The organism is Pseudomonas sp. RIT409, from assembly GCF_003052515.2.
GTDB lineage: Bacteria > Pseudomonadota > Gammaproteobacteria > Pseudomonadales > Pseudomonadaceae > Aquipseudomonas.
Genome location: NZ_QARE02000010.1, coordinates 190,042 through 200,404 on the forward strand (window position 1 = coordinate 190,042; position 10,363 = coordinate 200,404).

The 10,363-nt window shown below is 61.1% G+C and carries 8 protein-coding genes; 5 read left to right on the forward strand and 3 right to left on the reverse strand.

Going from position 1 to position 10,363, the window contains the following annotated elements; genetic code table 11:
• The gene (locus DBP26_RS14925; protein ID WP_108238465.1) at positions 1 to 660 is read right to left on the reverse strand and encodes a GntR family transcriptional regulator; all 660 of its coding nucleotides are present in this window, start codon (positions 658 to 660) and stop codon (positions 1 to 3) included.
• A 307-nt stretch (positions 661 to 967) separates the two neighbouring features.
• Between DBP26_RS14925 and xdhA the strand changes: the two genes are divergently transcribed.
• From xdhA to guaD, 4 genes are all read left to right on the forward strand, one after another.
• Positions 968 to 2,440, forward strand: coding sequence for a xanthine dehydrogenase small subunit (gene xdhA / locus DBP26_RS14930; protein WP_108238466.1), 1,473 nt, complete (start codon positions 968 to 970; stop codon positions 2,438 to 2,440).
• Positions 2,433 to 4,841 carry a xanthine dehydrogenase molybdopterin binding subunit gene (gene xdhB, locus DBP26_RS14935; RefSeq protein ID WP_108238467.1) on the forward strand — a complete coding sequence of 803 codons (2,409 nt, stop codon included), beginning with the start codon at positions 2,433 to 2,435 and terminating at the stop codon, positions 4,839 to 4,841. Before xdhA ends, xdhB begins: the two co-directional genes overlap by 8 nt.
• Before the next feature lie 147 nt (positions 4,842 to 4,988).
• Positions 4,989 to 5,834, forward strand: a complete 846-nt coding sequence (gene xdhC / locus DBP26_RS14940) for a xanthine dehydrogenase accessory protein XdhC (protein ID WP_108238468.1) — start codon at positions 4,989 to 4,991, stop codon at positions 5,832 to 5,834.
• Between the two features lie 24 nt (positions 5,835 to 5,858).
• Positions 5,859 to 7,205, forward strand: a complete 1,347-nt coding sequence (gene guaD / locus DBP26_RS14945; RefSeq protein ID WP_108238469.1) for a guanine deaminase — start codon at positions 5,859 to 5,861, stop codon at positions 7,203 to 7,205.
• On the opposite strand, the gene DBP26_RS14950 is transcribed toward guaD, so the two are convergent.
• Positions 7,186 to 7,749, reverse strand: coding sequence for an XRE family transcriptional regulator (locus DBP26_RS14950; RefSeq protein WP_108238470.1), 564 nt, complete (start codon positions 7,747 to 7,749; stop codon positions 7,186 to 7,188). The two genes, guaD and DBP26_RS14950, sit on opposite strands and share 20 nt — an antisense overlap.
• A gap of 78 nt (positions 7,750 to 7,827) precedes the next feature.
• Positions 7,828 to 8,895, reverse strand: coding sequence for a 23S rRNA (cytidine(2498)-2'-O)-methyltransferase RlmM (rlmM, locus tag DBP26_RS14955; protein ID WP_108238471.1), 1,068 nt, complete (start codon positions 8,893 to 8,895; stop codon positions 7,828 to 7,830).
• 239 nt (positions 8,896 to 9,134) lie between these two features.
• Here rlmM and DBP26_RS14960 point away from each other — a divergent pair.
• Positions 9,135 to 10,363, forward strand: a 1,229-nt coding sequence (locus DBP26_RS14960) for an aconitase family protein (RefSeq protein WP_256604726.1), incomplete at its 3' end; no start/stop codon positions are given.

Consider the following 10,363-nt stretch of genomic DNA (forward strand, 5'->3'; position numbering starts at 1 on the left):
TCAGCCGACCGCCAGCGCAGACAGCACGGATTGGCAACTGCGCTCGCAGTAGGCGGCCAGCACCTCACGGATGCGCGGCAGGTCGCGGGCGATCACCGCCTCGAGCAACCGGGCGAACAGCGTCAGGTACTCGCTCATTTCCGCCTGACGCTGTTCCAGTGCCAAGTAATAAAAGCGGCTCATGGAGGGCTGTAGGTTCTCGATGGTCTCTTCCAGGTACGGATTGTTGGCGAATGGGTAGGCAGCGCGCATCACGTTGAAACTGTCTTCGACGAAACTCTTCACGTCGCCACGGGCGCAACTGGCCGTCAGGCGCTGCTGAATTTGCAAGAATGGCGCCAGGTCAATCTCCTGCTGCCAGGCTTTCGCCACGGCAAGGCCCAACAGGATATACAGTTCGCTCATCAACGCGCACAGGCTTTGAATGTTGTGGGGCGTAAGAACGGACACCTGAGCGCCGCGGCGCGGGAGGATGACGATCAGGTGACGGCGTTCGAGAATCAGCAGCGCTTCGCGCACCGATCCCCGGCTGACATTGAGCGCTTGCGTGACTTTCTGCTCCTGAATCCGCTCCCCCGGCCGAAGCTCGCCGCGGATGATCCGTTCGGCGAGGTGATGAGCGATCTGCTCAGCGAGGCTGTCCGGTGCCTTGAACGTCATGTCTTTCCTTTCAACCCATAGCATTAACCCAAGCGCCGCAGTGTAACGCACTGAACACCTGTGGCGCAGGGCCATACGCGCAAACTGGCACGAATTAAGCAAAACGTCAGGGGTCGCCTGCGGCGGGTGATAGCAACTTCTGGCTGCCGATGATCGGTGCGCGAAGGAATTTCATTATTCTTGACCCTTAGGTCAGATTTTAATTGACCCAATAGTCAGAACTGATAGATTCATCGACAGGTTCGATGACAAATTCCGAAACACCTTCCACGACAGCGTTCTATTACAAGAAGACGAGGCGTAATCCGTGATCCAGTTTTTGCTGAACCAAGAGCTGAAAACCGAGCATGCTCTGGACCCCAACCTGACCGTGCTCAATTACTTGCGCGAGCACGTGCACAAGTCCGGCACCAAGGAAGGCTGCGCCAGCGGCGATTGCGGGGCCTGCACGGTGGTCGTCGGTGAGCTGACCACTGCAGAAGACGGTCTGGAACAGTTGCGTTATCGCAGCCTCAACGCCTGCCTGACCTTCGTCGCTTCCCTGCACGGCAAGCAACTGATCAGTGTCGAAGACCTCAAGCATCAGGGCCAACTGCACAGCGTGCAGCAAGCCATGGTCGATTGCCACGGCTCACAATGCGGCTTCTGCACGCCGGGTTTCGTGATGTCCTTGTTTGCCTTGCAGAAAAACACCTCCGAGGTCAGCTCATCGGACCAGCGACATGCACAGGCTCACGAGGCGTTGGCGGGCAATCTGTGCCGCTGCACGGGTTACCGCCCCATCCTCGCCGCCGCCGAGCAGGCGTGCGGCCAGTCACGCCAACACGACCAGTTCGATGCCCGCACTGCGCAAACCATCGCCCGGCTCAAAGCCATCAAACCCGACACAACCGCAGAGTTGAACAGCGGCGACAAACGCTGCCTGGTGCCACTGACCGTGGCCGATCTGGCGGACCTTTACGATGCCTATCCACAGGCGCGCCTGCTGGCGGGAGGCACTGATCTGGCGCTGGAAGTCACTCAGTTCCATCGCACTCTGCCGGTGATGATCTACGTCGGCCACGTTGCCGATATGAAGAAGATTGAGCATTTCGACGACCGTATCGAAATCGGGGCGGCCGTGGCGCTGACCGATTGCTACGATGCCCTGAGCAGCGACTACCCGGATTTCGGGGAGCTGTTGCACCGTTTTGCGTCGTTGCAGATCCGCAACCAAGGCACTTTGGGCGGCAACATCGGCAACGCCTCGCCCATCGGCGACTCGCCACCGCTGCTGATCGCGCTGGGGGCGCAGATCGTCCTGCGCAAAGGCCGTCATACCCGCACACTGGCCTTGGAAGATTACTTCATCGATTACCGCGTCACAGCGCGCGAAGAAAGCGAATTCATCGAAAAGATCATCGTGCCGAAGCCCAATATCAAGCAGGCATTCCGGGCCTACAAGGTGTCCAAGCGCCTGGACGATGACATATCGGCAGTGTGCGCGGCGTTCCGCGTGCACGTCGAGAACGGTGCCATCGTCGACGCCCGCGCCGCTTTCGGCGGAATGGCCGCGATCCCGAAACGCGCTGCGCACTGCGAACAGGCCCTGATTGGCCAGCCATGGACATCGGCAACCGTGGAGCGCGCCTGTGCGGCCCTCGAACAGGATTTCACGCCGCTGTCGGACTTCCGCGCCACCAAGGAATATCGGCTGCTGGCCGCGCAGAATCTGCTGCGTAAATATTTCATCGAATTGCAAACGCCACACATCCAGACTCGGGTGACTGCTCATGTCTAACCATCATCCCGTGACATCCCCGGAAGAACGGGTCGCTCTGTTCCAGCAGGACCTCACCACAGGTGTGGGGCGCAGCGTCAAACACGACAGCGCCGACAAGCACGTTTCGGGCGAGGCCATTTACATCGACGATCGGCTGGAATTTCCCAATCAACTGCACGTCTATGCGCGCCTTTCCGACCGCGCCCATGCGCGCATCGTCAGCGTTGACGTCGCCCCATGCTATGCGTTCGAAGGCGTGCGCCTTGCGATTACGCACGAAGACATTCCTGGCCTGAAAGACATCGGTCCCCTGCTGCCGGGTGATCCGCTGCTGGCCATCGACACGGTCGAATTCGTCGGCCAGCCGGTGATTGCCGTTGCCGCCCGGGATCTGGAAACGGCGCGCAAGGCGGCCATGGCGGCCATCATCGAGTACGAAGACCTCGAGCCGGTGCTCGACGTGGTCGAAGCCTTGCGCAAACGGCATTTCGTGCTCGATAGCCATACCCATCAACGGGGCGATTCAGACACCGCCTTGGCATCGGCCCTGCACCGCATTCAAGGCACGCTGCACATTGGCGGCCAGGAACACTTTTACCTGGAGACGCAGATTTCTTCGGTGATGCCCACGGAAGACGGCGGGATGATCGTCTACTGCTCCACCCAGAACCCCACTGAGGTGCAGAAGCTGGTCAGCGAAGTACTCGGTGTGTCGATGAACAAGGTGGTGGTGGACATGCGCCGAATGGGCGGCGGCTTCGGCGGCAAGGAAACCCAGGCAGCGAGCCCGGCGTGCCTGTGCGCGGTGGTTGCCCGCCTGACCGGCCAGCCGACCAAGATGCGTCTGCCGCGCATGGAAGACATGATCATGACCGGCAAACGTCACCCGTTCTACGTCGAATACGACGTCGGCTTCGATCAGGACGGTCGGCTGCACGGGATTCAACTGGAGCTGGCGGGTAATTGCGGTTATTCGCCGGACTTGTCCGCGTCCATCGTCGACCGCGCCATGTTCCACGCCGACAATGCGTATTACCTGGGCGACGCCACCATCAACGGCCACCGCTGCAAGACCAACACCGCGTCCAACACGGCGTATCGAGGTTTCGGCGGCCCGCAAGGCATGGTCGCCATCGAGGAAGTGATGGACGCCATTGCCCGGCATCTGGGCAAGGATCCGCTGGCGGTACGCAAAGCCAATTATTACGGCAAGACCGAACGCAACGTCACCCACTATTACCAGGAAGTCGAGCACAACTTGCTGGAAGAAATGACGGCCGAGCTGGAGGAAAGCAGCCAATATGCCGAGCGTCGGAAGGCGATCATGGCCTACAACGCCAACAGTCCGATTCTGAAGAAGGGCCTGGCGTTGACCCCGGTGAAATTCGGCATTTCCTTCACCGCGAGCTTTCTCAATCAGGCCGGCGCGCTGATTCACATCTACACCGACGGCAGCATTCACTTGAACCATGGCGGCACTGAGATGGGCCAGGGTTTGAACACCAAGGTTGCACAGGTGGTGGCCGAGGTGTTTCAGGTCGACATCAGCCGCGTGCAAATCACTGCAACCAACACCGACAAGGTGCCGAACACGTCGCCCACGGCGGCTTCCAGCGGCGCGGATTTGAACGGCAAGGCGGCGCAGAATGCGGCCGAAACCCTCAAAAAGCGGCTGACCGAATTTGCGGCAAGCCACTACCAGTGCGAACCGTCTCAGGTTGAGTTCCGCAATGGCCACGTGCGCGTAGGCGAGCAGGTGATCAGCTTCGACACCTTGGCGCAGCAGGCGTGGATGGGCCAGGTCTCGCTGTCGAGCACTGGCTATTACAAGACGCCGAAGATTTATTACGACCGCAGCCAGGCCCGAGGGCGTCCGTTTTATTACTTCGCTTTTGGCGCAGCCTGCACCGAAGTGGTGGTCGATACCCTGACCGGTGAGTACAAGATGCTGCGAACTGACATCCTGCACGACGTCGGCGCGTCACTGAACCCGGCGATCGACATTGGCCAGGTCGAGGGCGGCTACATTCAGGGCATGGGCTGGCTGACCACCGAAGAGCTGGTTTGGAATGCCAAAGGCAAGCTGATGACCAATGGCCCCGCCGGTTACAAGATCCCGGCGGTGGCCGACATGCCGGCCGATCTGCGGGTGAAACTGGTGGAAAACCGCAAGAACCCCGAAGACACAGTGTTCCATTCCAAAGCGGTGGGCGAACCTCCCTTCATGCTGGGCATTGCAGCCTGGTGCGCGATCAAGGACGCGGTGGCCAGCCTCGGCGATTACCGGCATCAGCCGAAGATCGACGCCCCTGCGACCCCGGAACGGGTGCTCTGGGGTTGTGAGCAGATGCGCAAGTTGAAGGCCGCCAGCCCGGACGCAGCGGGTGTGGCCCATGAGTTGACGGTGTCACCGGTTTGATTGGAGGGGTCTGGAAGACCGTTATCCCGGGCGGGCGCGCTCCTACGGAGGATCGCGTTTCAACTGTAGGAGCGCGCTTGCCCGCGACGACGTCTGGAAAACATCCCCCTATGTTTGATCTGCCATTTGGGTGATCAGGAGAAACACATGAACAACTGGATCAGCGCCCTCGCCGAATTGCAAACCCAGGGGGAGGCCTGCGTGCTGGTGACCATCATCGAAGAGCGTGGCTCGACGCCGCGCAACGCGGGTTCGAAGATGGTGGTCAGCGCCAAGCGGATTTACGACACCATCGGCGGCGGCCATCTGGAATACAAGGCCATGGCCATCGCTCGCGAGATGCTGGCCGCTGGCACTCGGCAGACGCGCCTGGAACGTTTTAGCCTGGGCGCCAGCCTGGGCCAATGCTGCGGCGGCGTGAATGTGCTGCTGTTCGAGCCGATGGGGCAGCCTCAAGCGCACATCGCGGTGTTTGGCGCTGGCCATGTAGGCCGTGCGCTCGTGCCATTGCTGGCCAGCCTGCCCTGCCGCGTGCGTTGGATCGACTCGCGTGAAGGCGAATTTCCCGAGCACTTGCCCGAAGGCGTCAACCGGATCGTCAATGAGGAGGTCGTCGACGAAGTGGATCATCTGCCGCCCGGCAGTTACTGCATCGTAATGACCCACAACCACGCACTGGATTTGGAATTGACCGCCGCAATACTCAAGCGCGGTGATTTCACCTGGTTCGGACTGATTGGCTCCAAGACCAAGCGCATGAAGTTCGAGCACCGCCTGCGGGATCGCGGTTTCGATCCGGCGTTGGTACAGCGCATGCGCTGCCCCATGGGGCTGGCCGACGTGAAAGGCAAACTGCCGATGGAGATCGCCATCTCCGTCGCCGCTGAAGTGATCGCCACCTACAACTTGAATTTTGGTGAGCAGGGCACCCCCGCCACCGCTGAACCCATCGCCAGGCTGACGCCGGTTTCGCGCCGCAGCCAGGCTCAATGAATCCTTGAAGAACGACTTTCGACCATGACCTCTACCACCAAAGCTTACCGCGCTGCCATCGTTCACAGCCTCGCCGACCCGGCGCAGGTGAGGATCGAAGCCTCCTACGAGTATTTTGACGACGGCCTGATGGTGGTCGAAAACGGCACCATTACCGCTGTCGGGCATGCCAATGAACTGTTGGGTACGCTGGCCAAAGACGTGGAAGTGGTCACCTACACCGACGCGCTGATCACCGCCGGTTTCGTCGACACCCATATTCATCTGCCGCAGACCGGCATGGTCGGTTCCTACGGCGAACAGTTACTCGATTGGCTCAATACTTATGTGTTCCCGGTCGAACGCCAGTTCGCCGATCCCGTCCACGCTGCGCAGGTGTCCGACATCTTCATCAAGGAACTGCTGCGCAACGGCACCACCACCGCATTGGTGTTCGGCAGTCGGCACAAGGAATCGGTCGACGCCTTTTTCACCGCCGCCGAAAAGCTCAACCTGCGCATGATCGCGGGCAAGGTGATGATGGATCGAAACGCCCCCGATTATCTGGTGGACACGGCGGAGTCGAGCTACCTTGACAGCAAGGCACTGATCGAGCGCTGGCACGGCAAAGGCCGCCTGCATTACGCGGTGACGCCACGCTTTGCGCCGACCAGCACGCCCGAGCAATTGCAACTGGCGGGTCAGTTGCTCGGCGAATACCCCGACCTCTACCTGCAGACCCATATCAGCGAAAACCTCAAGGAGGTCGAGTGGGTCAAGGCGCTGTTCCCGGAACGCAAGAACTACCTGGACGTCTATGACCACTTCAAGCTGCTCGGCGAGCGCTCGGTGTTCGCCCATGGTGTTCATCTTTGCGAGCAGGAGTGCCAGCGCCTGGCAGAGACCGGCTCGGCCATCGCCTTCTGCCCCACCTCGAATTTCTTCTTGGGCAGTGGCCTGTTCAACTTGCCGATGGCGGAAAAGCACAAGGTGAACGTCGGACTGGGCACAGACGTGGGTGGCGGTACCAGCTTCTCGCTGCTCCAGACCCTGAACGAAGCGTATAAGGTGATGCAATTGCAGGGGGCCAAGCTCAGTCCATTCAAGTCGCTTTACCTGGCGACCCTGGGCGGGGCCCGGGCACTGCGCCTGGAAGACAGGATCGGGAACCTGCAGGAAGGGTCCGAAGCGGACTTCGTGGTCTTGGATTTCAACGCCACGCCGCTGCTTTCGTACCGGATGAAACAGGCGACCAGCATTGAAGAGAAGCTGTTCGTGCTGATGACGCTGGGCGACGACCGGACCGTCAGCGAAACCTATTCGGCGGGAGCCCTGGTGCACAAACGCTGGGTGGGCGAAGGCGAGGCGTCCGTCACGACACAACGGTTCTGACAAACCGCAACGCAACCGCGCCCTCGTTACGATAAGCATGGGGACGGTTGCTGGCGAACATGTAGAACGCCCCCGCCTGGACCTGCTGCGTCTGATCCGGCAGGTCCACCGTCAGGCATCCTTCGATGACATACACCTGCTCGCTCCAACCGTCAGGGTCAGCTTGCGACGCGTACGCCTCACCGGGTGCCAGGCTGAATTCCCAGAGCTCCACCCCGCGGCGCGCGGACGCCCTGGCCAACAGCACCGCTTGGCTGCCCGCGTGTAACCCCGCCCACGCCAACTCGTTGATGCGACTGGGATCACGCTCCTCAGGCCCCTGGATCAGGTCGCTGAACGCCACGTCCAGTGCCTCGGCCAGCCTGTCCAAGGTCGCCAGGCTCACGTTCCGCTCCCCCGCTTCGATGGCCACCAACATGCGCCGGCTGACCCCTGACTTTTCGGCGAGGGCGGCCTGGCTCATGTCAGCCTCATGGCGCAGGCGCCGGACATTGACGCTGACATGCTGCAGTACCGATGCGCGGGAGGAAGTGTCCTTCTGCATGGAGTCATTCCTGAATGGCGATGTAATGTTCGGGTGACGGCTGCGCGCCAGATAGGCCTGCCTCGCGCTCGGGGTCCATCAAGCCTTGGGCTTCAGATCCAGCCTGCGCAGGTGGCAGGTGACTTCTTCACGGTCGTGGTAGAGCTGCTTGCAACCAATCGACACCTTCACCCCACGTGCCTTGAAACCCTCCTCGATGCGGTCCAGCAATCGCCGTACTTCGGCGTAGCGTTGTTTCATCGGCAATTTGAGGTTCACCACTGCCTCGCGGCACAGCCCCTCCCCCAGCCAGGTTTCCAGCAACGCCGCGCTGCGTGCGGGCTTTTCGACGATGTCGCACACCATCCAGTCCACAATCTGGCGCGGTTTGTAGGTGAAACCGTCGGCCATCAAATGCTGGACCAAGCCCGTATCCATCAGGCTTTCCGCCATCGGGCCGTTGTCGATGGCGGTGACCAGCATGCCCCGCTTGACCAGTTGGTACGTCCAGCCACCGGGCGCCGCGCCAAGATCGACACCGGTCATGTCCTCCGACAGCCGCTGCGGCCATTGGTCGCGCGGAATGAAGTGGTGCCACGCCTCTTCCAGCTTGAGCGTCGAGCGGCTCGGGGCCTCGCGCGGAAATTTCAGGCGCGGAATACCCATGGGCCACATCGCTGAATTGCCCGCATCGGCCAACCCGAGAAAGACTTCCCGGCCGCTTTTGAACGTCAGCAGCAAACGCGGCAGGCGCGGGTCGTCCACCAGTCTCCCGGCTTTTTCCAAGGCTTTGCGCAAGGGCCCCTCGAATTTGCGACAAAAGGTCGAAAGCTCTTTGCCATCGTTTGTGTCGACCACCTCCAGCCACAGGCTGCCACAGGTCGCAAAATCGGCCATGTGCTCCAGGATCACGCTCACCCGGTCGGTTTCCGGCAGCGCCACAAAGACGCCACGCGCCCATTGCCGAGGAAAAATCAGGTCGGTGAAGCGCAGCCCGTTCATCAGGCGTTCAGCGCCGTGGGGCTCGGTGCAGATGAATTCGGCGCAGGCCGTGTCAGGCTTGGCCCGCGCATAGCCGGATACGCCCAGCCTGGCGGCGTGCTCGCTGATTTCCGAGCAGACTTCGCCTTCGAAACCGGGGCGGCAATGCATGAAAAGGGTGTTCACGGGGTGGGCTCCATGGCGTGCCAGAGGTTTTGCCGACGCGACCTATACTCGAGGATAAATCTCAACGACACCAAAGCCGCGCATGATAGCGGAATCAGGAACCACTGGCTCGGCCAGGGGGTCCAGTACTCATTGGCATCAATGAAAGGCGCCCCGCAGAGCGCTCTGAAGCACCTCGTCTTACCGACCCGATTCGTGTGCCCCGTTCATACCGTGCGCAACCGTCAAGGAGTTAGTTCATGCCCTCCCTCGATAGCCTGAAAAGCCTCAAGACACTCGATGTCAGCAACAAGACCTACCACTACTTCAGCTTGCCCGAAGCGGCGAAGACCCTGGGTAATCTGGACACATTGCCCATGTCGCTGAAGGTCCTGCTGGAGAACCTCCTGCGCTGGGAAGACAACCAGACGGTGACCGGAGAAGACCTGAAGTCGCTGGCGGCCTGGCTCGCCGAGCGCAAATCCGATCGTGAAATCCAATACCGCCCCGCCCGCGTGCTGATGCAGGACTTCACGGGCGTGCCCGCCGTGGTTGACCTCGCGGCCATGCGCGCCGCGGTGGCCAAGGCCGGTGGCGATCCCCAGCGCATCAATCCGCTGTCCCCGGTGGATCTGGTGATCGACCACTCGGTGATGGTGGACAAATTCGGCGATGACCGCGCGTTCAGCGAAAACGTCGACATCGAAATGCAGCGCAATGGCGAGCGCTACGCCTTCCTGCGTTGGGGCCAGAGCGCCTTCGACAACTTCAGCGTGGTGCCGCCGGGCACCGGCATCTGCCACCAGGTCAACCTCGAATACCTGGGCCGCACGGTGTGGACCAAGGAAGAAGACGGCCGTACCTACGCCTTCCCGGATACGCTGGTCGGTACCGATTCCCACACCACCATGATCAATGGCCTCGGAGTATTGGGTTGGGGTGTTGGCGGCATCGAAGCGGAAGCCGCGATGCTCGGCCAGCCCGTGTCGATGCTCATTCCTGAAGTGATCGGCTTCAAGCTCACCGGCAAGCTGAAAGAAGGGATCACCGCGACCGACTTGGTGCTCACCGTGACCCAGATGCTGCGCAAGAAAGGCGTGGTGGGCAAGTTCGTCGAATTCTACGGCGACGGGCTCGCCGATCTGCCGTTGGCAGACCGCGCAACCATCGCCAACATGGCGCCGGAATATGGCGCGACCTGCGGCTTTTTTCCAGTCGACGAGGTCACCCTCGAGTACCTGCGTCTATCCGGTCGGCCGGAAACGACCGTGGAACTGGTCGAGGCGTATACCAAGGCCCAAGGGCTGTGGCGCCTTCCCGGTCAGGAGCCGGTTTTCACCGACGCGCTCGAGCTGGACATGGGATCGGTGGTCGCCAGCCTCGCCGGGCCCAAACGGCCACAGGACCGAGTTGCACTGCCGGATGTTTCCCAAGCGTTCAGCGATTTCCTTGGCCTGGCGCTCAAGCCCAGCAAGCATGAGGAAGGCCG

Coding starts and splice junctions, on each gene's coding strand:
- DBP26_RS14925 (WP_108238465.1), bottom strand. CDS start 660: ATGACGTTCAAGGCACCGGACAGCCTCGCTGAGCAGATCGCTCATCAC.
- xdhB (WP_108238467.1), top strand. CDS start 2,433: ATGTCTAACCATCATCCCGTGACATCCCCGGAAGAACGGGTCGCTCTG.
- xdhC (WP_108238468.1), top strand. CDS start 4,989: ATGAACAACTGGATCAGCGCCCTCGCCGAATTGCAAACCCAGGGGGAG.
- guaD (WP_108238469.1), top strand. CDS start 5,859: ATGACCTCTACCACCAAAGCTTACCGCGCTGCCATCGTTCACAGCCTC.
- DBP26_RS14950 (WP_108238470.1), bottom strand. CDS start 7,749: ATGCAGAAGGACACTTCCTCCCGCGCATCGGTACTGCAGCATGTCAGC.